Below are 26987 nucleotides of genomic sequence, written 5' to 3' on the forward strand. Positions count from 1 at the left end.
TAACGTCATTAATTGATATTAATGAATTAGAATTGCTCACAAAAACAATATCAATATGACGTTTTATTGTTAACAAACCTAGTGATTCTATCACGCTAGAGAGAAATATGCTGGATTTTGCATGCTGCTCCGAGCAGTGATTAAGGTTTTGTATATCCTAAAGCATATCTTAAAGCATATCATGTCGCCAGGTATCAGCAGTGAGTGGTTCACCAAAATGGCTGGCGATCAGACGTCGAGTTATATCATGTAGAGGAGAAGCCAGCACTTCTGCTGTATTTCCCCGCTCAACGACTTCTCCCTGATGCATTACCAGTACTTGGTCGCTGATATGTTTCATCATTCCAAGGTGCTGGGTAACATAGAGATAAGAGATGCCTTGTTTCTCCTGTAGTTCCAACATTAGATTAATTATTTGGGAACGCATAGACATATCGAGTGATGCGAGTGCTTCATCAGCGATAATAATCTGAGGTTGTAAGATCAATGCACGTGCTAGTGCTACCCGCTGTTTCTGGCCTGAGGCTAACATATGTGGATAATAATTAGCGTGGTCTGGTAATAGGCCAACTTGCCGCAGTGTTTGGTTAATTCGTTTTTCTCGTTCCACAGTATTCAGTTCTGTATTGAGTAGAAGAGGGATATCAAGAATTTGTCCAATACGTTGACGAGGGTTTAACGATGTACTTGGGTCCTGAAATATCATGCGAATACGTTGACTGCGATAACTGTAATCGCCGTAAGCAAGTTTATGACCTTCGATTATAATTTCGCCGGAGGTGGGTTCCATAACACCTGAAAGCATTTTTGCCAGTGTTGATTTCCCAGAGCCATTTTCACCAATGATCGCCAGTGTCTGTTTTGTCTTTAAAGTAAAACTGACAGGTTTCACTGCATCAAGATGCTGGCGGTGAAAGAAACCGGTACGATAGCGGAAAGTTTTAGCCAAGTTTCTGACTTCCAACAGAGTATTCACCATTATTGCTCCTCCAAATTTAATGGAAAGTGACAGGCAAAAGCATGGTTTTTAATTACTCGTAATCGCGGGGTTTCAATACAGGTTTTTTGTGCGTAAGGGCAACGTGGACCTAAACGGCAGCCGATTGGTAGATGCTCAAGGGAGGGAATAGCGCCAGGCAAGGTATTTAACCTACTTTTATGAGGTAGGGAGCGACCAAAATCAGGAATAGCGCGGCTCAATGCTTGTGTATAGGGATGGTGTGGTGTCACCAATAATTCATCGGGAGCGGCGCTTTCGACAGTTTGACCGCAATATAAAACATTAATGCGATCCACCAGTTTACTCATTATTTGCAAGTCATGGCTTATTAATAGAATGGTGGTGTTATTGTTCTGGTTCAGTCTGGCTAACAGACGGAAGATCTGAGCCTGAGTGGTCGGTTCCATTGCATTAGTTGGTTCATCTGCAATCAGTAGACGTGGTTGGTTAGCTAATGCAATAGCAATCATTACCTTCTGGCATTCCCCTTCGGTTAATTCGTAAGGGAAACTACTCATAATATCTTTATGATCTTTAATTCCCACGCGATGGAGTAGCTCAATCGCTCGACGTTTACGCCAATTAAAACATTGCCACCAGCGGCCTTTATAAGTCCAGCGAGGGATTGCCTGAATGAGTTGTTGACCAATATTTTCAGAAGGGTCAAGGCAAGATTGTGGTTCCTGAAAAATCATTGAGATATTGTGACCGATAACTTTTCGACGTTGTCTTGGAGTCAGGCGAAGTAGATCAATATCATTGAAGCGGAAGCGGTCAGCCGTCACTTTGAGATTGTCTTTAGTGACCCCACTTATCGCTTTGGCAATCAGGCTCTTGCCGGAGCCTGATTCGCCAACCAAGCCACGTATTTCACCTTCTATCAGTGAAATACTGACGCGATCAACGGCTTTAACTGGCCCTTTGGCAGTCATAAATTCAATTGTGAGGTTGCGAATATCAAGTAATGGCATTTATTCCGCCCCCGAATTAATTGCACGGTGTAATCCATCACCTAGCAAGTTTATTAACAATACACTCATCATTATTGCAGCGCCGGGTAGCATAACGGTCCAGGGAGCAACATAGATAAGTTCCAATGAATCGCCTAACATAGCACCCCATTCAGGTGAAGGCAGCTGAGCACCAAGATCGAGAAAACCGAGTGAAGCGATATCAAGTATGGCAATAGAAAGGGCACGTGTTAGCTCGTTAACCAATACTGCGGTAATGTTCGGTAATACGGCATACCATAGAATATGGTAATTAGATGCGCCATCCAGACGTGCCGCAATGACATATTCTTTATCCAATTCATCATGCACCGCACTGTAAACAGTGCGCACTATACGCGGTAATAGTGCCAGCCAAATAGCGATTATTGCATGTTGTAAACTGGCACCAACAAAAGCGACAACAATAATTGCTAGTAATAACGATGGGATAGAAAGTAACGTGTCAAGGATATGATTGAGCACGGCGGATTTCAATCCTCGTGTCATACCTGCTAAACAACCGATGAGCAGGCCGCATAAAGCTGCTGCCACCGTGACTAACAGTGCTGAACCGAATGTAGATGCAGTACCTATCAATAATCGGCTGAGAATGTCGCGCCCAAGATCATCGGTACCCAAAAAGAATGCGATATTACCGTGATGTGACCATGAAGGTGGTAGTAGCTGATGACCAAGAAATTGTTGATCAAGCTGATAGGGAGCCAGATAACTACCAAGTAGACTTAAGGCAATGAGAATAAGTACCCCATAAAAACCCGTCATTGCCAGCGTATCAGAATAGAAAAAACGCCAGATGACTTTTATCGGCGACGGCATTTTCTTTTCACGATAAAAATCATCTAAGGGCATACCATTCCTTATGTTTCAGAGGGGTCATTATTGCGCCAATAATATCAGACAACACATTGACAGAAATAACGAGTGTACCAACAACCATGACCCCCGCAGAAATGGCAGAATAATCTTGTTGACGAATTGCACTGACCAGCCAGTGACCAAGTCCTGGCCAGTTAAATACCAGTTCTGTCATCATGGCCAATGTCAGCATGGTAGAAAATTGTAATCCCAGTTTCGGAATGATGGGAGGTAATGCATTATGCAGTACATGACGGCGGATAATGGTTAGCCTTGATAAGCCACGGATTGTGGCAGCTTTAATATAGTTTTCACTAAAAACCTCTTCGGTACTGTTTCTCATTAGCCGGATAACTTCAGTTGTTGGTGCGACCGCGAGGGTAATAACTGGCAAGAGTAGATGTTGAATGGCATTAATAATTATCTCATTGCGATAGGGTGATTTTGATAGCCAAGCATCAATTAATGAGAAACCTGTCACAGGATTAATCTGATATAGCAAATCAAAGCGTCCGGAAACCGGTAGCCAGCCAAGATAAAGAGAAAAAAACAGGGTTAATAATAGCGCCAGCCAAAAAATTGGGATAGAAAATCCGATTAAGGCAATGGAGATGATGACGGTATCGGCTGTTTTTTTACGCCATACGCCAGCGATAATGCCTAGTGGAATGCCGGCTAGTAAAGCGGCAGAGAAAGCCAGAACACAGAGTTCCATTGTGGCAGGGAAGACTTCCCATAGTTGTTCGTTGATGAGTTCACCATTGATGCTGGATACACCAAAATCCCATAGTAATAAGCTATGGAAATAGAATGTATAAGCATCAAACAGGGATGCTCCGTTGAGCGGTGCATTGGGGGTAAAATAACTGAGGCTAAAGCTAATTAGCGATAGGAAAAATAGTGTAATAATCAGTAACAGCAAACGGCGCAGAGTGTAAATAATCATTTGCCGTCCTTATTGAGCAATATTATCGGTTTGTTTTTCTCGGTAAACACCCGCGAAAGAGGTATTACCAAATGGGCTAAGTATTAGCCCCTTAATATCATAGCGGTAAGCCTGTAAACGTAGGGAATAAGCTAATGGTAAGACAGGCAATTGTTGTTCAAGAATTTTTTGAGCGTCATGATAATACTTAATTCGGGATAATAATTGCTGGTTAATCAAAGCTTGCTGCAAAATCTTATCAAATATTGGGTTACACCAATGGCTGAAATTCGTCTGTGAGGCGATAGCAGCACAGCTTAACAATGGTCGGAAAAAACTGTCTGGGTCATTACTGTCAGTAGACCAGCCTGACAGTGTCATATCGTGAGATTTATCCATCAGTTTGGTTTCCTGAAAGTGGCCCTCGACGGGCTTGATGCTCATTGTAATACCAACTTGTGCTAAATCAGCTTGAATCAGTTCTGCCATTTTTAGTGGGCTTGGATTATAAGACTGAGAAGCAGTAGGCACCCATAAGCTCAGTTTCATTCCATTCAGTCCAAGATTATTAAGCATTTTACGAGATTTTTCCGGATTGTATTCCGTAATCTCAGCTTGATTATCATAAGCCCATGATGCTCGAGGTAAAATTGATGCTGCTGTTTCTGCCGTTCCATAATAAATCGATTGCATCAGCCGTTGGTTATTAATTGCGTAGGCAATAGCTTGTCGAACTTGTAATTGGTCAAGAGGGGGCTTATTGGTATTAAAAGCAAGATAGGCAATATTCATTCCTGGACGTAAAGTCAGACGCAGGCGGGGATCGTTTCGTAAAACTTTGAGCTGACTGGCGGCGGGATAAGCTAAAACGTCACATTCACCAGTCAAAAGTTTAGACATTCGACCTGTACCACCAGCACCGACATCAATAACTATTTGCTGCATCTGTGGTTTGCCTTTCCAGTAGTTACCATGGCGAACTAAGCGAATAAATTGTCTGGTCTGGTGGTCTTTTAGCATAAACGGGCCAGTGCCGACAGGTTTCCAGTCAATTTGTTCATGGCGGTTCATTTCGTGTAATTGCTGCCCATATTCTTGTGAAAGTACAGGGGCGTAATGGGTTGCTAAATGCCAAAGAAAAGAGGCGTCTGGCTCATTCAGGCGAAACTCCACCGTATATTCATTAATCTTACGGATACTTTGAATGGAATCAGCAAGCTGGAGACTATCAAAATAGGGATAATTTCCCCCATTGACGTAATGGTAATAGTGTTGTTTATCAAACAGACGCTTAAAACTGAAGATAACGTCGTCAGCATTCATTTTACGGGTTGGGGTAAACCAGTCTGTTGACTGAAAAGAAACATTATGGCGCAAATGAAAGCGGTAGGTAGCGCCATTATCAAGAGTTTCCCAACGGGAAGCTAATTCAGGGAGTAGACGGTAAGTATAAGGATCAACGTCCAGCAGACGCTCATAGAGTTGTGCGGCCAGGGTATCGACCGTTAAGCCGCTACTGGTCAGTTGTGGGTTAAAGGTATTTAGGTTGCCATTAACGCAATAAACAAACCCTTGTTGCCGGATATCAGCCGGAACGCGAGGCTTTTTTTCAGGCGTAGCCATTGTTGTTGCAATAGCCGGAGTTGAGAGGACTAATATGATCCAATAAATCAAATTGCGCATATAAGGCATCTGTTATTAATTAGAATTGACACATTGTATCTCAAATAGCGATTGAGCCAAGAAAAACGCGGCGATGACGATTAATGAGAAAAATTCTCAATAAAGTGCTTTACAAAACGTATTGATAACCATTATCATCTGTGTCGCACTTCCGGGTAACAATTTTTGTTATCCCAGGAAAGGCACGACATTGCTCACATTGCTTCCAGTGTTTTTTAGCCAGCTCGGGTGCTGGCTTTTTTTTATTTGTTATTCGGGCTACTTATCACTTGCGTTGATATTGTGTTTCTTGATTAAGCCTCGTAATTGATGATAGGTCAGTCCCAGTTTTTCTGATGCTTTTCTCTGATTAAACCTGCTTTCTTTTAAGGATAACTCTATCAATTGTCGTTCGCTGTTATGTTGCCATTGTTTCAGATTAACCGGTAGGGAAGGCAGAGGCAGTGAAGATGAATCGTTATGATCACCAGCGTAAACTAAAGGGTGTTGCGCAGAAACGAATGGGTTGATAATGATATTATCAAGCTGATCGGGATTTTCGCCGTGACGATAAACAGAACGTTCTACAACATTTTTCAGTTCACGGATATTACCAGGCCAGTTGTAATTCTGTAGCTGCTGTTTTGCTTGTGCAGTGAAACCGGTGAATAAGGGTAAATTAAGTTCGCGGCACATTTGAATAGCGAAATGTTGTGCCAACAACATGATGTCTTGTTGCCTTTGCCGCAATGGAGGGATCTGAACTACATCAAAAGCTAGCCTATCAAGTAAATCAGCGCGAAATCTACCTTGTGTTGCCATTGTTGGCAGATCAGCATTGGTTGTGCATATTAATCGAGCATCGACTTGTAATAATTGACTGCCACCAACGCGTTCAAGATAGCCATATTCAATGACGCGCAGCAGTTTTTCCTGAACTTGCATCGGCGCGGTTGCTAGCTCATCAAGAAACAGGGTTCCCCCATCAGCACGCTCAAATCTTCCTTGATGCCTTTTTTGTGCGCCGGTAAATGCGCCAGCTTCATGACCAAATAGTTCTGAGTCCAATAAATTCTCGTTCAAAGCAGCGCAGTTTAAGGAGATAAAGGGTCCTTGCCAGCGAGGGGAGAGGTAATGCAGACGGCGAGCAATCAACTCTTTACCGGTTCCGCGTTCACCAATAACAAGTACTGGTTTACTTAATTTTGCTAGAGCAGATACTTGCTCCAGAATTTCAATAAAACTGTTTGCTTCACCTAACAGATTTTCTGTGGTCTCACTCATGGTTGTTTAAGCCAATGGTTGGTCAATATGACCACTATATTTTGTTGTGATAAAAAGTCAAAGAGAAAAGATCGCTTTATATTTCATGTAAATAAAGAGAATAAAAAAGTTGGCATGACTCTTGATCATGACTCTTGATATATAACATTCACAGTATCAACAAATCTTAGTTAAAGAGGATAATTTATTATGGGTATTTTCTCTCGTTTTGCCGATATCGTGAACGCCAACATCTCTTCATTACTGGATAAAGCAGAAGATCCGCAGAAAATGATTCGTTTGATGATTCAGGAAATGGAAGACACTTTAGTTGAAATTCGCTCAACCTCTGCCCGCACCTTGGCAGAGAAAAAACAGTTGGCTCGTCGTATTGAGGCAGGTGAACAGCAGATACGTGATTGGCAAGAAAAAGCTGAGTTGGCGTTAAGTAAAGATAGAGAAGATTTAGCTCGGGCAGCATTGATAGAAAAACAGAAAGTCTCTGCTTTACTGGATACATTGAAACATGAACTGACCATACTGGAAGAAACACTTGAGCGTATGAAAGGGGAAGTTGTCGAGCTTGAAAACAAACTTAGTGAAACTCGTGCCAGACAACAGGCGTTGGCTCTGCGCCATCAGGCAGCTGCATCTTCCCGGCAGGTCCGCCGTCAGTTAGACAGTGGTAAAATTGATGAGGCGATGGCTCGCTTCGAGCAATTTGAACGTCGTATCGATCATATGGAAGCTGAAGCCGAAACTGTGGGTATGGGGAAACAAAAATCTTTAGAACAGCAATTTGCTGAATTAAAAGCAGATGATGAAATCAATGCGCAATTGGCAGCAATGAAGGTTAAAATAAATGCTAAAGAACAATATTAATTATAGTGTATACCCAATGGATTTCAAGATGGATCGCGACGGCAAGGGAGCGAATCCCCGGGAGCATAGCAAACTATGTGACCGGGGTGAGTGAGTGCAGCCAACAAAGAGGCAACTTGAAAGATAACGGGTATATTCAACTAACCATTAAGGAATAGTAATGGGTTTTATATTTCTTGGCATTCCATTGATGATCTTTGTGCTTTTTGTCTTACCCATCTGGCTGTGGTTGCATTACAGCAGCCGGAATTCAGACCAAAGTCGATTGGATCAACATGAAATTCAGCTTCTGGCAGAACGTGTACAACATATGCAGGCACGAATCAAAACACTGGAAGATATTCTGGATGCGGAACACCCTGGCTGGAGGCAATATGGCAAATTATAACCGCCGGAAATTGTACAGAATACCTGAAAAGGGCAGGATCAAAGGTGTTTGCGCTGGGTTAGCCCATTATTTTGGCGTACCGGTAGGCTTAATTCGAGTAATGGCTGTATTGTCGTTGTTTTTGGGGTTGTTTGGTTTAGTCGTTATTGCTTATATCATACTAGCTTTTGTATTGGACCCAATCCCGATGGATTATATCGAAGAGGCGGGTCCTTCAGTACAAAAGTTATTGAATGAAGTGGATTATCAGTTGAAAACGGGTGAACTTCGTCTACAACAAATGGAGCGTTATGTTACCTCAGAAACATTCAGTATTCGCAGCCGTTTTGGTCAGCTTTAACAGTAAGGATTGTGTGTTGCCCGGCTATTGAAGATCAAAATGAAAAATCGTTATCTGTCAGGCTGGTACAATAAAATTATCATGATATTTACCATAGGAGAGACATGAAACGGTTGCAAAATGAATTAACGGCGCTTGTTGACCGTGGAATGGATCGTCATTTACGGTTAGCGGTTACAGGGTTAAGCCGCAGTGGTAAAACAGCTTTTATCACATCTTTGGTTAATCAATTACTTCATGCCCGCAGCGGTGCTCGGTTGCCGCTGTTTTCTGCTGTGCGTGATGGCCGTTTGCTGGGGGTGAAACGGGTTCCTCAGCGCGATTTAGGCATTCCTCGTTTTACTTATGATGAAGGATTGAGCGCGCTTTACGGCACACCTCCCTCTTGGCCGACACCTACACGGGGTGTCAGTGAAATCCGTCTGGCACTTCGTTATCGTTCTAACGACGCTTTTCTGCGTCATTTTAAAGAAACTTCCACGTTATATTTGGAAATTGTGGATTATCCTGGCGAATGGCTACTGGATTTACCCATGCTGGCTCAAAGTTATCTGGCATGGTCACGCCAGATGAATAACTTATTACAGGGGCAAAGAGCTGAATGGGCAAAATCTTGGTTGGAACTTTGCAAACAGTGTGATCCATTGGCACCAGTAGATGAGAATCTATTGGCTACCATTGCTCAGGCATATACGGAATATCTGATTAAATGCAAAGAGCAAGGTTTGCATTTTATTCAGCCGGGGCGATTTGTTTTACCGGGTGAAATGATGGGCGCTCCGGCTTTACAATTTTTTCCGTGGCCGGATATCGACTATATTGTTGAATCACAGTTTGCTCAGGCAGATCCACATACGAATATTGGTATGTTGCGTAAGCGTTTTGAATATTATTGTCAGTCGGTAGTGAAAGGATTTTATAAAGAACATTTTTTGCGTTTTGATCGGCAGATTGTGTTGGTAGATTGTTTACAGCCACTAAATGGTGGACCGCAAGCCTTTAATGATATGCGTTTGGCGCTGACACAATTAATGCAGAGTTTTCATTATGGTAAACGAACACTCTTCCGTCGCCTGTTTTCCCCTTGTATTGACAGGTTAATGTTTGCTGCCAGCAAAGCTGATCATATTACCTCGGATCAGCATGCCAATCTGGTTTCCTTACTACAACAGTTGGTTCAGGAAGCCAGACAGAATGCTGCTTTTGAAGGCATCAGCATGGATTGTGTTGGTCTGGCATCGGTGCAGGCGACCGAGAATGGAATAATTGAACATCATGGTGAAAAAGTGCCGGCTCTGAAAGGACACCGGCTGGTAGATGGTAAGCTGCTGACATTTTTCCCGGGTGAGGTGCCCCGGTGTTTACCAAGGGATGATTTCTGGCAAAAACAGGGCTTCTGTTTCGAAGAATTTCTTCCTCGTCAGGTGAATGCTGATACACCATTACTTCATGTTCGGTTGGATACCGTGCTGGAATTTTTATTGGGGGATAAAGTGAAATGACTAATTCTCTGCGGCCAAGAATTGACTTCGAAGATCCCTTGCCGGTGTCATCAGAGCCGGTTTTAAAACCAGCTCAGGTCTTTGATGGAAAAAATAGAGAAAATTTCTCTCCTGTTTCACCAGAGCTTGAGGCAGAGGAATGCGAAGGTCAGGTAGAAGGAATAGTCAATACAGCACTGAAACCCAAGCGCAGTTTCTGGCGTAAAATGATACATGGCGCCCTGATTTTACTGGCAGTAAGTGTTGTTGCACAGTCTGTACAGTGGGTCTATCAATCATGGCAGCAACAGGATTGGATCGCATTAGGTGCAACAGCGGCAGGAGGAATGATTGTATTTGCTGGTATGGGTTCTATTATCAGTGAATGGCGTCGTCTTTACCGGCTAAGGATGCGAGCTGAAGAACGCGATACAGCGAAAGAACTATTGCAAAATCATGGCGTAGGTAAAGGCCGCGAATTTTGTGAGAGGTTGGCAAGTCAGGCAGGTATTGATCAGCACCATCCTGCATTACAGCGCTGGCAGGCTGCTTTGCATGATACACATAACGATCGTGAAGTGGTGGTGTTGTACGGTAAATTGGTTCAGCCTGTTCTGGATTCTCAGGCAAGGGCTGAGATTAGCCGCTATGCTGCGGAGTCAGCATTAATGATAGCAGTCAGCCCGCTGGCAATTATTGATATGGCATTTATTGCCTGGCGTAATATCCGGCTGATTAACCGCATTGCTGCCTTGTATGGTATTGAATTAGGATATTTCAGTCGTATCCGGCTTTTTCGTCTTGTTTTGATTAATATTGTTTTTTCTGGTGTATCAGAAATGGTGCGAGAAGTTGGTATGGATTGGTTATCACAGGATATCGCTGCGCGTCTTTCTGCCAGAGTAGCACAAGGTATTGGTGTAGGTTTACTGACAGCTCGGCTTGGCATTAAAGCAATGGAATTATGTCGGCCATTACCCTGGATGGAAGGTGATAAACCTAAATTGGGAGATTTTCGTCGTCAGTTAATCACTCAACTTAAGAATATCATTCCAAATAAATCTAAGAATATAGTTGATTAAGTGATATATACTTTAATTTTGTATAAAGCACAAAATATCCAGATAACGACGACATTTTACGTTATTTTATTCATCTGTCTTATAATCAATCTTAGAATTTATTTATTTTAGTGAAGATTTCAATTTACTACATTGAAAAAAACCGGGGGCGGGTCAATTTTTGCTGACAGAATGCTTCATATGAATAATAGTGTAGAGTAATATTAAAAAAAATTATAGATAGTAATGTAAATAAGGTCAAAACAGATGCGCTTAGAAGTTATTTGCCATGATCGAATCGGGTTGACTCGTGAATTGCTCGATCTGCTGGTATTACAGGACATTGATTTAAAAGGGATAGAAATATCTCAAACTGGCCGGATTTATCTTAATTTTTCACAAGTTGATTTCAATACATTCCGTAGATTGATGGCAGAAATTCGCCGCATTAATGGTGTTATTGATGTTCGTACAGTTTCTTTTATGCCTTCAGAAAGAGAGCATAAAGCGATGTGTGCACTGTTGGAGTCTTTGCCTGAACCTGTTTTTTCAGTTGATCTGAAAGGAAATATTGAGCTAGCTAACTCTGCTGCGTTTAATCTATTTGGCGTTAGTGAGGAACAAGCTTATCAAAAACCTATTAGCCAGTTTATCAGCGGTTATAGCTTTTCACGCTGGTTTGAAAATAAAAATGCCCAGCAGCGTGTAGAAAGGATAACTCTTAAAGGTCAAGACTACCTGATGGATATTATTCCAATTCAACTGACTGATGAAAAGCAGCAAATGCAGAGTGTGGGCACCGTGATTATGCTCAAATCTGCCGCCAGAATAGGTCATCAACTGAAAAAACTGACTGTCAATGATAGCAGTGAATTTGAGAAAATTATCGCTGTTAGCCCGAAAATGATTCAAGTTGTTGAGCAGGCTAGGAAAATGGCGATATTAGATGCGCCGCTGTTGCTGATTGGTGAGACAGGAACGGGTAAAGATGTTTTCGCAAAAGCTTGCCATTTGCACAGTTTGCGCGGGAAACAACCATTTCTAGGGCTGAATTGTGCATCTATGCCGGATGATGTAGTGGAAAGTGAGTTGTTTGGCTATGCGGCGGGTGCTTACCCTAATGCCATTGAAGGGAAAAAGGGATTTTTCGAGCAGGCTAATGGTGGAACCGTTTTATTGGATGAAATTGGTGAAATGTCACCACAGATGCAAATCAAGCTGTTACGTTTTCTTAACGATGGTACTTTCCGTAGAGTCGGGGAAGAAAACGAAGTCAAAGTAAGTGTCAGGGTTATCTGTGCTACACAGAAAAATCTGGTTGAATTAGTGCAACGGGGGGAATTCCGTGAAGACCTCTATTATCGCCTTAATGTGCTGGCTATTACGCTCCCGCCGCTACGCGAGCGTAAGGCGGATATTATGCCGCTGGTTGAGTATTTTATTGATCGTTTTTCTGAAGAACAAGGGATACCGAAACCTAAACTATCTCCTGAAATTGCTCACTTCCTGACTGGCTACAGTTGGCCCGGTAACGTAAGGCAGTTACAAAATGCCATTTATCGGGCGTTGACTCAGCTTGAAGGTATGGAGTTGAAGCCTCGGGATATACTACTGCCAGAATTTGAAACTGAGATTTCTTTTAGTGAAGACGTGTTTGATGGCTCTTTGGATGAAATTAGTAAACGTTTTGAACGCTCAGTGTTGACCCGTCTTTATCGCCACTATCCAAGTACCCGTAAATTGGCTAAACGTCTTGGTGTATCGCATACTGCGATTGCTAATAAATTGAGAGAATATGGCTTGAGTAGCAGGAAGCATCCCACCGGGTATGATTCGAATGATGACGAGTAAAAATAATGCCCACTTTGGTGGGCATTATGCAATTGTTGGATTTATTTCAGTGCAGCTAGCACGCTATCGTAATCTGGCTCATTAGTGATCTCATCAACTAATTGGCTGTAAATCACTTTATCGCTTTCATCAAGTACAACTACCGCACGAGCTGTAAGACCTTTCAGAGGGCTGTCGCTGATAGCCACTCCATAATCTTCACTGAAAGTATCGCCACGCAGAGTAGAAAGAGTGACAACATTTGATAACCCTTCCGCACCGCAGAAACGGGACTGTGCAAAAGGCAGGTCGGCAGAAATGCATAGGATAACGGTGTTCTCCAGGTCATTCGCTACCTGATTAAATTTACGTACTGATGCAGCACAAACACCGGTATCAATGCTTGGGAAGATATTCAGTACCTTACGTTTTCCGGCATAGTGGCTGAGGGAAATATCGGAAAGATCTTTGGCTGTTAGAGTAAAATCTTTCGCTTTTTCCCCTGATTTTGGGAATTGACCACTGACGGAAATATCATTGCCCTGAAATTTTACTGTTTGTGTCATAGTCTTTTCTTCCTCTGATAAAGAAACCATAGCGCCCCAGTGTAGAAGAATATTCGGCTTTTTCCCATCAAAATAGCTCCTGTGACGTAAAATTGTCTGATTGTGCCATTTTGACAATGGTTTATAATTGAGCTCTGGAATATTTTTTTATCTATAATACACAAGGTATATTACCTTATGCGCTATTTTAGTCTGACTGCATATACATTACTTATTAGTGGCTCTCTTCTCACTGTTTCTGCCTTTGCTGCGGAAGTTCCTCCAGGCACTCAGTTAAATGATAGACAAGAACTTGTGCGTCACCTTAAGGACGAGCCAGCATCTTTAGATCCGATTAATGCTGTGGGCCTGACAGAGGCACAAATTCTGCGTGACTTGTTTGAAGGGCTGGTAAATCAAGATGCGTATGGCAACGCAATCCCCGGAGTAGCGACAAAATGGAAAACAGCGGATAACAAAATCTGGTTTTTTACATTGCGTTCTGATGCCCGCTGGTCAAATGGGGAGCCGGTTACTGCTACAGATTTTGTTTATAGTTGGCAGAGGTTGGTCACGCCGGCTAACATTTCTTCTTTTGCTTGGTTTACGGCATTGGCAGGTATTGAAAATGCACAAGAGATTATTGAGGGTAAATTACCACCAGAAAAACTGGGTGTTAAGGCCATTGATAAACATATATTACAGGTTACGCTGAACCGACCTGTTCCTTATTTCCCTAATTTGACGGCGAATTTTAGTCTCTATCCAGTAAATAAGAACACAGTAGAAAAATATGGAAAAGATTGGATAAAAGTTGGCAATTTGGTGGGGAATGGCGCTTTTAAATTACATGATCGAGTTGTTAATGAGAAAATCGTTCTGATACCAAATCCTTATTATTGGGATCATAAAAAAACGGTTCTGACCGAAGTCACATTTGTGCCGATTAATCAGGAATCACATGCGACTAAGCGTTATCTGGCTGGTGATCTGGATATCACTGAATCCTTCCCTAAAAACATGTACAAAAAGTTGCAACATGAATTACCAGGACAGGTATATACTCCTGATCAGTTGGGGACCTATTATTACGCTTTTAACACACAACACGCACCAACTAATGATGTCAGAGTGCGTAAAGCGCTTTCTATGACGATTGATCGTAAGATCATTGCGGAAAAAGTATTAGGGACAGGAGAGAAACCAGCCTGGCATTTTACGCCAGATGTGACAGCCGGTTTCCATCCTACAATCAGTGACATGGAACAACGCACCCAGGCGGAACTGGATCAGCAAGCAAGAGCTTTGCTACAGATTGCGGGTTATGGTCCGAATAATCCGTTGAAACTTTCTCTACTCTATAATAGCTCGGAGAATCATCAAAAGATTGCTATTGCTGTTGCCTCGATGTGGAAGAAAAAACTGGGTGTGCAGGTAAATCTAGTTAATCAGGAATGGAAAACATATATTGATAGCCGTAATACTGGTAATTTTGATGTTGTTCGAGCATCTTGGGTTGGCGATTACAATGAACCATCCACATTTCTAAGTCTGCTGACTTCAACACATAGTGGCAATATTGCTAAATTCCATCAGGTTAACTATGACAAACTTCTACAATTAGCCAGTGTGCAAACAGATGATGTTCTGAGAAACGATGACTATAATAAAGCGGAGCAGATGATTGCTGAACAGGCACCCATTGCGCCGATTTATCAGTACACTAATGGCAGGTTGATAAAGCCCTGGCTAAAAGGGTATCCAATCACTAATCCGGAAGATGTGGCATATAGTCATACTATGTACATTATTAAGCATTAAAAGTAAGGAGCTGGATGTGGAAACGATTTACGGTTCATCATTGAAAGATGCTGATGCCGTCTATACCTGCCAATTTGATGGAAATGGTGGTATTACACCGATTGATATCAATGTACCAGCCACACCAGCTCAACCTTTCTGGCAGCATTTGGATTACCATAATTCCAAGAGTTATCGTTGGATTATGGATACGGATTTGTTACCAGAACCTATCAAAACGGGGTTGGCAGGGGAAAGTTTGAGGCCGAAAGTGATCCGTACCGGTGACGGTACGATGATCACTCTCCGAACAATTAATAACAATGAAAGTGAACGTCCTGAGCAATTGGTAACGTTCCGTATTTATATCAATGATAAAATCATTGTTTCCAGCTGTCATCGTGAAGTTCGTTCACTTGGACAGGTGTTAAGTGATTTGCAAAATGGTATAGGTGCGAAAGCGACCGGGCACTGGTTGGTAGAAATGGTTGATACCATAACCGATGAGGTTGGTAACTTTATTGAAGATCTGCATGACAATCTTATTGAGCTTGAGAATACGATTTTGGATCAACAGATGCCGGGGCGGGGAGAATTAGCTTTGCTACGTAAGCAACTGATTATTCTGCGTCGTTATATGGCGCCCCAGAGAGATGTGTTTTCACGTCTTGCCAGTGAAAGATTTCCCTGGATGAGTGATGAAGATCGCCGCCGGATACAAGAAATTTCTGACCGTTTGGGGAGAGAACTGGATGATTTGGACGGTAGCATCGCACGAACGGCAGTTATTTCTGATGAAATCACCTCGATGATGGCGGATGCCATGAATCGTCGTACCTATACTATGTCATTACTTGCTATGATTTTTTTACCGACAACATTCCTGACTGGATTATTTGGTGTCAATCTTGGTGGTATTCCTGGTAATGAATATTATTGGGGTTTCAGTGTTTTTTGTTTATTGCTATTAGGATTGATTTTATTTGTTGCGTGGTGGTTAAGGCGAAGTAAATGGTTATGAAGGTCAAATGGTTATTTGAAGAAAGAGAACATAATTACTGGAAAGCTTTGCTAAAACTGGCTTTTAATTTGAGATATATCAATATTCGCCAAGAATAATTGAGGCATGATGACTTCCGCAGGTGAAAACAACGTTAAGCGATTAACGTTGTGTTCCATAATTGTAGTTTTTCTCACATTGAGCTTTATATAGAATAATTGCCCATTCCTGTGCCGATGTTATTTTTTAATGTCGGCTTTTTTTATTTTTCATTATCATCCTGATTAAAATAAGAAACTAATAAATGAAAATTAGGGTGAAAAATAAAAAGGAATTACCGTTCTGAAATATGTCTAAAGTGGTACTTATACGGAAAAAATCATTGTTCATTCGGACGAGGCAGTTAGTACAGAAATGATGACAGACAGAGTTTGTCGGACCAATTAAGAGGAGGTTGATAGTAAGAACCGTTGATAACTGCTATGTTCTGGCATATCAGCTAATCCCTGTTGGCAGATCTTGTTGGTACGTTCATACGACACATGAGTTTCGCTACGAGAGATTTCCGCTGTACCCAATCAGAGACGATCACTGTGAATCCAATTATTCTGTGTTAAATAACCTGTTACTTTTTTGCGGCGATTAAATTGCCATATAAATAGCTGGCTGTAATCGTTCGTCCTTAGTGAAAATCGCCGTAAGTGCTCGATTGGGCGGGGAATCGTCACCTACAGATATGTTTCAAACAAAAAGAAAAATCCGTATAATCCACTCCCTGCAAAAATCTATATAGGAAATCCATAGTCGATACAATCGACAATGTGAGAAGTCGCGATGAATCAAAAAGATACGAGAAAAGAGACACTTGAATTCAACAAGCTCCAGAAACGCTTAAGGCGGAATGTTGGCAATGCTATTATTGATTACAATATGATTGAAGAAAATGATGTTGTAATGGCATGTATCAGTGGTGGCAAAGATTCATTTGCGATGTTAGATATCCTATTGAATCTGCAAAAAGCTGCGCCGATAAAATTTAAAGTAGTTGCAGTGAACCTTGATCAGAAGCAACCTGGTTTTCCTGAACATATTTTACCTCAATATTTTGAGAGTCTGGATATTCCATATTATATCGTAGACAAAGACACATATTCAGTTGTTAAAGAGAAGATACCGGAAGGTAAAACCACATGTGGGTTATGTTCAAGGCTTCGCCGTGGAACACTCTATTCTTTTGCTGAAAAAATTGGGGCAACAAAAGTTGCACTTGGACATCATCTAGACGACATTGTTGAAACTCTATTTCTTAATATGTTCCACGGCTCACGTATGAAAGCTATGCCTCCAAAGTTACGATCTGATGATGGACGTAACGTAGTCATAAGGCCACTAACATATTGCCGAGAGAAAGACCTTATTGAGTATGCGGGATATAAAGAATTTCCAATTATTCCTTGTAATCTATGTGGTTCTCAAGAAAACCTACAGCGGCAGGCGATTAAAGCTATGTTGGTAGATTGGGATAAGAAAACACCAGGCAGGGTGGAGAGTATTTTCAAATCTATTCAAAATGTTAGCCCAAGCCAATTAGCAGATAAAGCGCTTTTCGACTTTGTCAATTTGCCGCTGTATCGTGAAGGTGAAAGAGAAGAATATGCATTTAACGAAGCAGTAATATCGTCGACTAACATTGATGAATCTATGTTTATTGATATTAATATTGATATGTGAATTTTTATGTATCTACTGATTGTCAGATCAAAGCCTTTTTCTGACTAGCCGGTTTTGTAAAGAATTGTGCATACAAGTTACCGTGCTCTCAGCCGCCATTGTGGAAGACCCCAACAGATAACATTGCAACATTTACGGACTCGCTTTTAAGCAAGTCCGTACGAAATTGTTGAATCACTCACTCACACCTATCTGCTTCATAAGTACAGAATCGTCCCAGAACAGATACTCTTCATCCATAACCCCTTTTTTGTTCCAGTGTCCGAGTGTCGCCATGGGGAGGTGATACGCCTTACCGGTAGGTTGAATAACCTTACCATCCGAGAGAACCATAGGTTTCGTAAATGTTCCATCAGTAAATCCTGTTACAGCAGTCCATTCCGCATCAGCAGTACCAAACCGTACCGGATGTTCTGTGATTCGGTTATCAGGGGCAAATGTCCACATATACTTCAGATCTTCAATATGCTTTCGAATACCCTGAGTAGTATGACCATCAGGGTAGTGAACAATAATGTCCATGGCATGGCTCTTATGTAGATCCCACCATCTTTGGTGTGTATAGACACGGAAATCAAGATCGTCAAAGTTAGCCAAATTTCTTGCCAGAGCTTTGGGCATCCCTTGGATTTTGGGTGTTGGTTGATCTACTTTCGTGCCGGGCCAATTGTTTTGCACCGCAAATGCTACCGGACTGGTAGTAAGCAGTAAAAGCGTGAATAACGATAACCTCTTGTGACTTTTCATGGTCTTTCCTCTTTGTTAAAGGAACTAAAAGATTGTTTTGTAACGACTTAAGTATTGCTGGGCTCCTTCATTAGATAAATTAAAAATGATTGTTTATCGGCTTACTTGACTTTGACTAGATAGAGAAGGACCACCAAAAACAACACAATTTAATAAAGAGTAAGTGACTAAACTGACTCACGTACCTGATAACTAACGTACTAACGTATAGAAAGTTATCAGGTTACCCCGATATTACGCCTAATAGGAAAGGCTGTAAATAGTCACGTAAAGTAATTATAACCATAAAAAATCAACTGGCTCGGATTGGCCGTTTCTACATCAAACTTTTTTCGTTCCAAAAAGAGTGTTTAGAATCTATAGTGATAGAAGAGATTAGTGATTGATAAATAGTGACTAATGCTGCCAAAACCAGGTAAAACAATTGATTCAATGAAGGGTATTTACTTTGGTAATCTGTTTGGTGATGAGTTCGCGTTTGATTTACTTTTTGACTTGCTTTCTAAAAAGAGCATCTTAAATAACAAACTTAATAGTTATCTCTCTGAACTAAATCATACATCGTCAGAAGTTTGCCACATTCTGAAGGATCATTTTAATAATCTTACTTGGAGAAGAAATAAAAAGGATGAGGGTAAATGGTGAGATGAATTTTATTAAAATTTTTTCTTGCGGATTACTGAATAAAACCAAAAAAGAATAATTAATAAATACGGACTTGAATTGTTTCTGGTGATACCTTTGAAGTTCTCCGAATATTAAAGCCATGGCATTTATTAAATGTTTTCTTTCAACATTTAGAAACAAAATTACATTTGGTTTGTTGATGATAATTTTTTAAAATGACAGTATTCATAAAATCCATAATACTCTGAGTATGGAATGAACTTTGCCTTTCCAATCTGGGTGTCAAATCAATCGTATGAGGAGAAAAATATGGCAGCACAAAAAACTGTTTCTTTCCATATTATTTTGTCTCCGAAGTTCTTTTAATATGACTGTCCAATTTTAGACAACATAAATTCTTTAAGGTTTCATTTTTATTGCCTGATTATGTAATAGGATTATCTTTAACATATAAATATTTTGATTTTTAATCCTGGAAATAAGAATTCTACTTAGGTACTTGTCGAGATTAATAGTGCTGAATAATTCTGGCCTGAATCCCAAAGTTACAACCTGTCATTAGCTCTTTCTTCCGTTTCTGGTAGAATCTCTTTAATATTTTTTATCCATCGGGAATCCTCCCGTAAACCCACTGTAAATAGTCTGTAAATGGGGTTTAGAAAGCGAAATATATCATTTTTGTTACGTTACACCTTAAAGAATTTGTGATAGATTCAGCCCGTTTTTATCTATTAGTGTTGAACAATTGGTTTTTTTTCTGTTATAGAGAGTAAAGAGATGAATGGATTTGTATATTTAGCAATGGCAATTGTGGCTGAAGTCGTAGCAACAGCTTCATTAAAAGCCTCCGATGGGTTCAGTAAATTGTTTCCTTCTATATTGGTCATCGTTGGGTACGGTATCGCTTTCTGGGGATTATCTCAGGTAGTCAAAGTTGTTCCATTAGGAATTGCTTATGCGATATGGTCTGGCCTTGGTATTGTGTTGGTTTCCATTGCAGCGATATTTTTATATCAGCAGAAGTTGGATTGGGCGGCTATTTTAGGTATGGTGCTCATCATTGCTGGTGTAATGGTAATAAATTTGCTTTCTAACAGCAGTGCACATTAATTAACTATGTTACTTGGTTTTCCCTGAATCGTTTTTTGGAGAAGAGATATGCTAAATTTCGGCGATAAGAAAGGATTCAAAATAGCCTTATTAGGGGGAATATTCTTTAATTGTGCTTTATTGTTTGGCTGTAGTAGTCAGGCAGGGAAGACATTTGTCCAATATCAGGCAATACAATATTCTCAGCCAGAAATTAGTCTTGGAGATGATGCCAAAGCGACGTGTATTTATGCAGGTGGTACGCCTGCATTAGCAATACAATTAAATGGTGCGCAAGTACCTGTTTGTCAATTAGCGAATGGTAAACGTTGTGATGAAAGGGCGTTGTTGCAGGGTTTTTGTGCGTAAATTTAATGTAACAATCAAACAACTAAAATACCTGTTATGAGCAGGAACATGCCGTTGGGACTCGGTGATGGATTGTCCCTTGGCATGATTCTGCGAGTATCTTTGATTCATCAGACAACCTATTTTTAGCCGTCTGAGTTGGAAATTATTTATGACTAAAAAATTGGCTGATTAGTACTAAGGCAGCCATAACCAAATAAACCGCAAAAATACCGACTAACCATTGTGGCATCTCTAATGTCATGAATTGCCATTGTCTTACAGAACAGTCACCAAAGGCTTCAAATACAGAAGGAATCCACTGATTTAATGCCAGCCATGAAGGAAAGTTTACGAAGAAATCACAGGTATTAAACGGAGAAGGATACAACTGGATCATAGTATGTTCCCATGACAGTTGCAGACCACTCCAGGCACTATAAATCCACAGAATAATAGCCAGCCAACGTAACGGCGTTTTGGGTGCGATCGCGCCGAGTAATCCGGCACCTAACACACCAAACAGAGCCACCCGTTCATAAATACACATCACACAGGGCTGTAATTTCATCACATGTTGAAAATATAATGCTGAGCCTTCCAGTATCAGGGCCGTAAACGTCATTAACAGCCATGCACTCCGTCCTTGAGAACAGTAGTTTAAAAATCGCATCATTTCCTTTTTTCCGTGCAAATTAAGATGAGCAATTGAATGCTTATTCTGCCGATTTACCCGGAATAAAAAAAGTCAATTAAGGTAAATCTGATTTTTTCAGGTAAAAAAAGCCGTATTGAGCTAATTCGCGCTCCATACGGCATAAGTTTCTTATCAGTTATGGCAAAGTAATTAATCCCCACTGGACCATCATATCCGTTACCGGAATGAGTAAAAATTCCACACACAGTAAACCGACCAGCGTCATCACAATGGTATAGGGTAGTGCCATCATGACCATTCGACCATAAGACAGGCGGATTAATGGTGATAATGTTGAGGTTAACAGGAACAAGAATGCTGCTTGCCCGTTAGGTGTTGCAACGGAAGGCAGATTAGTGCCGGTATTAATAGCAACCGCCAGATATTCATATTGTTTATGTGATATCAGGCCATCTCGCATAGCAGCCATAGCTTCATTGATATAAACCGTACCAACAAATACGTTATCTGATACTGCGGAGAGCAGGCCGTTAAATAGATAAAACAGAGAAAGCTGTGAAGCTTCTGAAGCTTGTAAAACGAACTGAATAAATGGTGTAAACAGTTGTTGATCAACTATCACTGCAACAATGGAAAAGAATACCGTGAGTAATGCAGTGAATGGCAACGCTTCTTCAAACGCTTTACCCAATGCATGTTCTTCTGTAATACCGCAGAATGAAGTGGTAAGAATAATGACTGAAAGGCCGATCAGGCCAACTTCTGCCAGATGAAATGCTAGAGCAATAACTAACCATATACCTATCAGTGCCTGAGCAATAAGCTGTGTTTTTTCCTGCCGGGTTCGTTTTGCGCTGGTTTTTTCATCATAATCTTCCAGTACCTTTCGGACACGTTCCGGTAATTCTGCACCATAACCGAAGAGCTTAAAGCGTTCGACCAGGAAACAGACTAACAGCCCACAGATAAAAACGGGTAAGGTGACCGGAGCCATGCGAATAAAGAAAGTGACAAAATCCCAGTCAACGTGTTTGGCGATAATCAGATTTTGTGGTTCACCTACCATCGTCATCACACCACCGAGGGCAGTACCTAAACCTGCATGCATCATTAGGCTGCGCAGAAAAGCACGAAACTGTTCGAGAGTTTGCTTCTTTTCTACAGTGTTAATGTGACCATTATCATTAATTACGTCATGTTGATTAGATATAAAATTGTTATAGATAGAATAGAAGCCAAGGGAAACACTGATAACCACTGCAATAACCGTCAAGGCATCAAGAAATGCAGAGAGGAATGCGCTGGACAGGCAGAATGCTGAGGCAAGCATTCGCTTGGATCTTATGGAAAGAAGTAGTTTAGTGAAAGCGAACAACAATAACTGCTTCATGAAGTAAATCCCTGCAACCATAAATATCAGCAGCAGGATAACTTCCAGATTATTAGCAATTTCATGACTAATTTGTTGAGGCGATGTCATGCCGATGATAACGGCTTCAATTGCTAACAAGCCACCCGGTTGTAATGGATAACATTTAAGTGCCATTGCCAAAGTAAAGATAAATTCGGCAACAAGCAACCATCCGGCAACAAATGGGTTGATGAAGAAGAATACAAGTGGGTTGATGATAAGAAAGCTGATGATAGCTAGCTTATACCAATCTGGTGAGTTACCGAGAAAGTTTTTTGTCACTGCTTGTCGGATACTGGTTTTCATTGTGGTTAAAATTCATCCAAGTATGTGAGATTGTATTCATTAAACAATAGTACGCTTTAATACAAAATATTTTAAGAGAGATTAGGGACAATTAAGTTGTTAGCGTGTCTTTTTTCTGGTCATTTTTCTGGTTTCTAGACTAGATCGCTATATTGGAGGGGCGGATTCTGATATAATTTCATCTATTATTAGTTGAAATAATCGCGTTGGAATAACAAAAATATGGTCATTAAGGCTCAAAGTCCCGCAGGTTTTGCGGAAGAATATATTATTGAGAGTATATGGAACGGCCGTTTTCCTCCTGGCTCCATTCTGCCAGCAGAGCGTGAATTATCTGAGTTGATTGGTGTAACAAGGACTACCTTACGTGAGGTATTACAGCGTTTGGCACGTGATGGGTGGTTAACTATTCAGCATGGCAAACCAACAAAGGTGAATAACTTTTGGGAAACATCGGGTCTTAATATTTTAGAAACGCTGGCCCGTCTTGATCACGATCGTGTTCCTGAATTGATTGATAACCTATTGGCAGTAAGAACGAATATTGCAGCAATATTTATTCGCACTGCTTTCAGGCATAACCCTGAGCAGTCATTGGAAGTGTTGGCAGAAAGGGAGAATGTGGAAGATAGTTCAGAGTCATTTAGCTCTTTGGATTATGACATTTTCCGTGGGTTGGCTTTTGCTTCAGGAAACCCAATTTATGGGCTTATTATCAATGGGTTGAAAGGGCTGTATACCCGTGTAGGTCGTTATTATTTCTCTAATCCTGAAGCACGCAAGTTAGCGATGAACTTTTATCAGCAATTGGTGACGTTATGCCGTGATAAATCCTACGATAAGGTCATGGAATGTGTGCGTAGCTATGGCAAAGAGAGTGGTGTAATTTGGCACAGCATGCAAAGTACGATGCCTAGTGATTTGGCTGAAGTTTGCCGTTGATATCTCATTTGTATTTTTGTTTAACTTCAAGCCTGATCTTGATTCATTAATTTCAAATCAAAATTATTTTGAGTTGGCCCGAGGCAAGTTCTCTGCCTCGGGAATTTTGTTTTTTCTTTCCTCTTAATCTTACGCCAATTATCAATGTACCTGTTTCGGAATAATATTCCGAAATTTTGGTTTTTGTCTGAGTTTTTATTTCGATTAATTGATGGTTATTGGTATCTTGTGGTTGTTTGATTGACTCGCTATTTTAGTCAAAAAATTAAGAATAATTACTGGGTATGAAATAATTAGCATGCTATCTACACCACAATTTTTACTTTAATTTTATGATTTTAATGTCTTTTTTTATAAATCGTTTGTGCATAAATAACAAATAATGTTGTTGCATAATTGTAATTTAATTGTGACCTAAATCATAAATGTAGATTATTGACGTTACCGATGATTGTTCTATATTGGTTTTTTATAAACAGCATATTATGCTTGCCTAAATTTTTTATCATCAGGGGGTCATGATGAAAATCCTTGTTTTAGGTAGTGGTGTTATAGGTGTAACCAGTGCCTGGTATTTAGTGCAGCAAGGTCATGAAGTAACAGTTATTGATCGTCAAGGAAGTGCCGCTGAGGAGACTAGTGCCGCTAATGCTGGGCAGATTTCTCCTGGATATGCGACGCCATGGGGAGCGCCGGGTATTCCACTGAAAGCAATTAAATGGATGTTTCAACGCCATTCTCCGTTGGCTATTCGCCCTGATGGATCACTGTTTCAGTTGCGCTGGATGTGGCAGATGTTGCGCAATTGTGATGCGAATCACTATGCGATAAATAAAAGCCGGATGATACGATTGGCAGAGTACAGCCGTGACTGTCTCAAACAACTGAGAGCAGATACCGGCATTCAATACGAAGGTCGTCAGAGGGGGACTCTTCAGTTATTCCGCACAAATAAACAGTTTGATAATGCGGTGAATGATATAAAGGTTCTTGAACAAGAGGGTGTTCCTTATAATTTGTTAACTGCGGATAAATTGGCGACAGTAGAGCCAGCACTGGCGCATGTCGCTCACAAACTGACAGGTGGTTTACAATTGCCTAACGATGAAACGGGCGATTGTCAGCTTTTTACCAAAGAGTTGGCAAAAATGGCAGAAGCCGCTGGTGTGACGTTCCTGTTTAATAAACAGGTCAAGCAGTTGTTGGTAGAAGGGCGCCGTATCACCGGCGTACAGTGCGAAGATGGTGTCATGACGGCAGACAATTATGTTGTTGCGATGGGGTCATACTCCACTGATCTGTTGAAAGATCTTGTCAAAATCCCAGTATATCCATTGAAAGGTTATTCATTAACTATGCCTATCGTAGATGCAGAACGGGTTCCGGTATCTACTGCGTTGGATGAAACATATAAAATTGCTATGACCCGGTTTGATAACCGTATTCGCGTTGGTGGGATGGCAGAAGTTGTGGGTTTCAATTTAAATATTCTTAAAGCTCGTTGTGAAACACTGAAAATGGTGGTACAGGATCTCTTTCCCGGAGGCGGGGATATTACTCAAGCTAATTTTTGGACGGGCTTACGTCCAATGACGCCGGATGGTACCCCAATTGTTGGGCCTACGGAATATAACAATCTCTATTTAAATACAGGGCATGGCACGCTGGGATGGACAATGGCGTGTGGTTCCAGTCAGCTACTGGCCGATCTTATTTCAGGTAAAAAAACCGCCATTGCATCTGATGATCTGTCAGTATTTCGTTATATTAATGGTTTCAATACACAACCGGGGCCATTGAGTTACCAATTACACACTGAACTGAGAAACTAATATGCCACGTCCGATTTCGGCAACTATCCATCTTGATGCATTGGAAAATAACCTGGCTGTTATTCGTAATAAGGTCGGTAATAGCAAAATTTGGGCTGTAGTTAAAGCCAATGCTTATGGTCATGGTTTACGTTGTATATGGCCGCATCTTGATCAGGCGGATGGATTTGCCTTACTTGATTTTAATGAGGCAATTTTATTGCGAGAACAGGGTTGGCAGGGGCCAATATTACTGCTGGAAGGTTTTTTCCAACCGGAAGATTTACGAATAATTGATGAATATCAATTGACGACAGTAGTACATAGTCATTGGCAGCTTAAAGCAATAGAAGAGGCTAATTTAAATGGACCAATCAATATTTATCTCAAACTCAATAGTGGTATGAATCGGTTAGGATTTCCAGCTGATCAATATCGAGAGATTTTATCGTTAGCAAGGAATAATAGGAAAATTGGGCAAATAACGTTGATGTCGCATTTTGCTAATGCAGATAAAAAAATAGGTGTCACTGAACAACTTAACGTTATCAATTCAGTTAGTCAGGGGGTGGATATTTCCCAATGTTTGGCTAATTCAGGCGCTTCTCTGTGGTATCCGCAAACTCATAGAGATTGGGTACGTATTGGTATTGCCCTTTATGGTGCTTCACCTAGTGGAAAGTGGGAAGATATTGCAGATGTTGGGTTGAAAGCGGTAATGAGTTTACAAAGTGAGATTATTGCAATTCAGCATCTGAAACGAGGGGAAAAGATCGGTTATGGCAGCAAATATACAGCATCCGGCCCTATCTTGGTCGGTACAGTTGCTTGTGGTTATGCTGATGGTTATCCTCACAGCGCAATGACTGGAACGCCGGTTATTGTAAATGGCGTCAGAACTCAAATGTTAGGTGCAATATCAATGGATATGATGACAGTGGATTTAACGCCTTGTCCGCAGGCACAAATTGGTAGCCCTGTCGAATTATGGGGACAGAATTTGCCGGTGGATGATGTGGCTGGCATTTCTGGAACTATTGGGTATGAATTGTTATGTGCACTAGCAAATCGGGTTCCGGTATCCGTATGTCGTTAAATATTGGACAGGGGCAGTTTTCCCTACAAGATGGAATGATAAATAACGGTTTATTGCTGATGTTATTTGAAGGAAATGAGTTATTGTTTTCACTAAATTAATATATCGTTGTTTCATATGTATAATCTGTTATTTTTACTAGTAAGACTAATCAGAGCTTAAGCATATGATGCGCT

24 protein-coding genes are annotated in these 26987 nt (G+C 40.9%); 14 read left to right on the forward strand and 10 right to left on the reverse strand.

Annotation, left to right across the window (positions count from 1 at the left end; genetic code table 11):
* Positions 1-169: 169 nt before the first annotated feature.
* From sapF to pspF, 6 genes are all read right to left on the reverse strand, one after another.
* The gene (gene sapF, locus C5469_RS05965) at positions 170-979 is read right to left on the reverse strand and encodes a putrescine export ABC transporter ATP-binding protein SapF (protein WP_166303665.1); all 810 of its coding nucleotides are present in this window, start codon (positions 977-979) and stop codon (positions 170-172) included.
* Positions 979-1971, reverse strand: coding sequence for a putrescine export ABC transporter ATP-binding protein SapD (gene sapD, locus C5469_RS05970; protein WP_054479861.1), 993 nt, complete (start codon positions 1969-1971; stop codon positions 979-981). The genes sapF and sapD overlap by 1 nt, the downstream gene beginning before the upstream one ends.
* Positions 1972-2862, reverse strand: coding sequence for a putrescine export ABC transporter permease SapC (sapC, locus tag C5469_RS05975; RefSeq protein ID WP_166303668.1), 891 nt, complete (start codon positions 2860-2862; stop codon positions 1972-1974).
* A complete protein-coding gene (sapB, locus tag C5469_RS05980) occupies positions 2849-3814 on the reverse strand; it encodes a putrescine export ABC transporter permease SapB (protein ID WP_166303670.1) in 966 nt (321 codons plus the stop codon). Before sapB ends, sapC begins: the two co-directional genes overlap by 14 nt.
* 9 nt (positions 3815-3823) lie before the next feature.
* Positions 3824-5476, reverse strand: a complete 1653-nt coding sequence (gene sapA / locus C5469_RS05985) for an ABC transporter substrate-binding protein SapA (protein ID WP_166303673.1) — start codon at positions 5474-5476, stop codon at positions 3824-3826.
* A gap of 258 nt (positions 5477-5734) precedes the next feature.
* Positions 5735-6739, reverse strand: coding sequence for a phage shock protein operon transcriptional activator (gene pspF / locus C5469_RS05990; protein WP_166303676.1), 1005 nt, complete (start codon positions 6737-6739; stop codon positions 5735-5737).
* Between the two features lie 189 nt (positions 6740-6928).
* Here pspF and pspA point away from each other — a divergent pair, with 189 nt between their 5' ends.
* The 6 genes from pspA (at position 6929) to tyrR (ending at position 12721) form a co-directional block, all read left to right on the forward strand.
* Complete coding sequence (gene pspA / locus C5469_RS05995; protein ID WP_166303678.1) at positions 6929-7600, forward strand: phage shock protein PspA; 672 nt, start codon at positions 6929-6931, stop codon at positions 7598-7600.
* Between the two features lie 160 nt (positions 7601-7760).
* Positions 7761-7988, forward strand: a complete 228-nt coding sequence (gene pspB / locus C5469_RS06000) for an envelope stress response membrane protein PspB (protein ID WP_166303679.1) — start codon at positions 7761-7763, stop codon at positions 7986-7988.
* On the forward strand, positions 7975-8328 hold the full coding sequence (gene pspC, locus C5469_RS06005; RefSeq protein WP_166303681.1) for an envelope stress response membrane protein PspC: 354 nt from the start codon (positions 7975-7977) through the stop codon (positions 8326-8328). The genes pspB and pspC overlap by 14 nt, the downstream gene beginning before the upstream one ends.
* 104 nt (positions 8329-8432) lie before the next feature.
* Positions 8433-9830: a YcjX family GTP-binding protein gene (locus C5469_RS06010; protein WP_166303683.1), complete on the forward strand. Its 1398-nt coding sequence runs from the start codon at positions 8433-8435 to the stop codon at positions 9828-9830.
* A complete protein-coding gene (locus C5469_RS06015; RefSeq protein ID WP_166303685.1) occupies positions 9827-10891 on the forward strand; it encodes a YcjF family protein in 1065 nt (354 codons plus the stop codon). The genes C5469_RS06010 and C5469_RS06015 overlap by 4 nt, the downstream gene beginning before the upstream one ends.
* 246 nt (positions 10892-11137) lie before the next feature.
* Positions 11138-12721, forward strand: coding sequence for a transcriptional regulator TyrR (tyrR, locus tag C5469_RS06020; RefSeq protein WP_166303687.1), 1584 nt, complete (start codon positions 11138-11140; stop codon positions 12719-12721).
* Between the two features lie 41 nt (positions 12722-12762).
* On the opposite strand, the gene tpx is transcribed toward tyrR, so the two are convergent.
* Positions 12763-13266: a thiol peroxidase gene (gene tpx / locus C5469_RS06025; RefSeq protein ID WP_166303689.1), complete on the reverse strand. Its 504-nt coding sequence runs from the start codon at positions 13264-13266 to the stop codon at positions 12763-12765.
* 177 nt (positions 13267-13443) lie between these two features.
* Between tpx and C5469_RS06030 the strand changes: the two genes are divergently transcribed.
* The 3 genes from C5469_RS06030 to ttcA all read left to right on the forward strand — a co-directional run bounded on the left by C5469_RS06030 (position 13444) and on the right by ttcA (position 17776).
* Positions 13444-15066, forward strand: a complete 1623-nt coding sequence (locus C5469_RS06030) for a peptide ABC transporter substrate-binding protein (RefSeq protein ID WP_166303691.1) — start codon at positions 13444-13446, stop codon at positions 15064-15066.
* 16 nt (positions 15067-15082) lie between these two features.
* Positions 15083-16066 carry a zinc transporter ZntB gene (gene zntB / locus C5469_RS06035; protein ID WP_166303694.1) on the forward strand — a complete coding sequence of 328 codons (984 nt, stop codon included), beginning with the start codon at positions 15083-15085 and terminating at the stop codon, positions 16064-16066.
* An 813-nt stretch (positions 16067-16879) separates the two neighbouring features.
* Complete coding sequence (gene ttcA / locus C5469_RS06040) at positions 16880-17776, forward strand: tRNA 2-thiocytidine(32) synthetase TtcA (protein WP_166303697.1); 897 nt, start codon at positions 16880-16882, stop codon at positions 17774-17776.
* Positions 17777-17950: 174 nt separating this feature from the next.
* Here ttcA and C5469_RS06045 read toward each other — a convergent pair whose 3' ends face one another.
* Complete coding sequence (locus C5469_RS06045; RefSeq protein WP_207628797.1) at positions 17951-18397, reverse strand: ester cyclase; 447 nt, start codon at positions 18395-18397, stop codon at positions 17951-17953.
* A gap of 1530 nt (positions 18398-19927) precedes the next feature.
* On the opposite strand from C5469_RS06045, the gene C5469_RS06050 reads away from it, so the two are divergent.
* Together C5469_RS06050 and C5469_RS06055 are read left to right on the forward strand one after the other, a co-directional pair.
* Positions 19928-20260 carry a DMT family transporter gene (locus C5469_RS06050; RefSeq protein WP_015834102.1) on the forward strand — a complete coding sequence of 111 codons (333 nt, stop codon included), beginning with the start codon at positions 19928-19930 and terminating at the stop codon, positions 20258-20260.
* 48 nt (positions 20261-20308) lie between these two features.
* The gene (locus C5469_RS06055) at positions 20309-20608 is read left to right on the forward strand and encodes a putative hemolysin (RefSeq protein ID WP_166303703.1); all 300 of its coding nucleotides are present in this window, start codon (positions 20309-20311) and stop codon (positions 20606-20608) included.
* 145 nt (positions 20609-20753) lie between these two features.
* Here the strand turns inward: C5469_RS06055 and dsbB are convergent, their stop codons facing one another.
* On the reverse strand, positions 20754-21263 hold the full coding sequence (dsbB, locus tag C5469_RS06060; RefSeq protein WP_166303706.1) for a disulfide bond formation protein DsbB: 510 nt from the start codon (positions 21261-21263) through the stop codon (positions 20754-20756).
* A gap of 157 nt (positions 21264-21420) precedes the next feature.
* Positions 21421-22962, reverse strand: coding sequence for a sodium/proton antiporter NhaB (gene nhaB / locus C5469_RS06065; RefSeq protein ID WP_166303709.1), 1542 nt, complete (start codon positions 22960-22962; stop codon positions 21421-21423).
* A 222-nt stretch (positions 22963-23184) separates the two neighbouring features.
* On the opposite strand from nhaB, the gene fadR reads away from it, so the two are divergent.
* The 3 genes from fadR (at position 23185) to alr (ending at position 26811) form a co-directional block, all read left to right on the forward strand.
* A complete protein-coding gene (gene fadR / locus C5469_RS06070) occupies positions 23185-23904 on the forward strand; it encodes a fatty acid metabolism transcriptional regulator FadR (RefSeq protein WP_166303712.1) in 720 nt (239 codons plus the stop codon).
* Between the two features lie 521 nt (positions 23905-24425).
* Positions 24426-25736, forward strand: a complete 1311-nt coding sequence (locus C5469_RS06075) for a D-amino acid dehydrogenase (protein WP_166303715.1) — start codon at positions 24426-24428, stop codon at positions 25734-25736.
* 1 nt (position 25737) lies between these two features.
* Positions 25738-26811 (forward strand): alanine racemase, encoded by a 1074-nt coding sequence (gene alr, locus C5469_RS06080; RefSeq protein ID WP_166303718.1) that lies wholly within the window; start codon positions 25738-25740, stop codon positions 26809-26811.
* The last annotated feature ends 176 nt before the right edge of the window (positions 26812-26987 follow it).

The organism is Photorhabdus cinerea (assembly GCF_011189575.1).
Taxonomy (GTDB): Bacteria; Pseudomonadota; Gammaproteobacteria; order Enterobacterales; family Enterobacteriaceae; genus Photorhabdus; species Photorhabdus cinerea.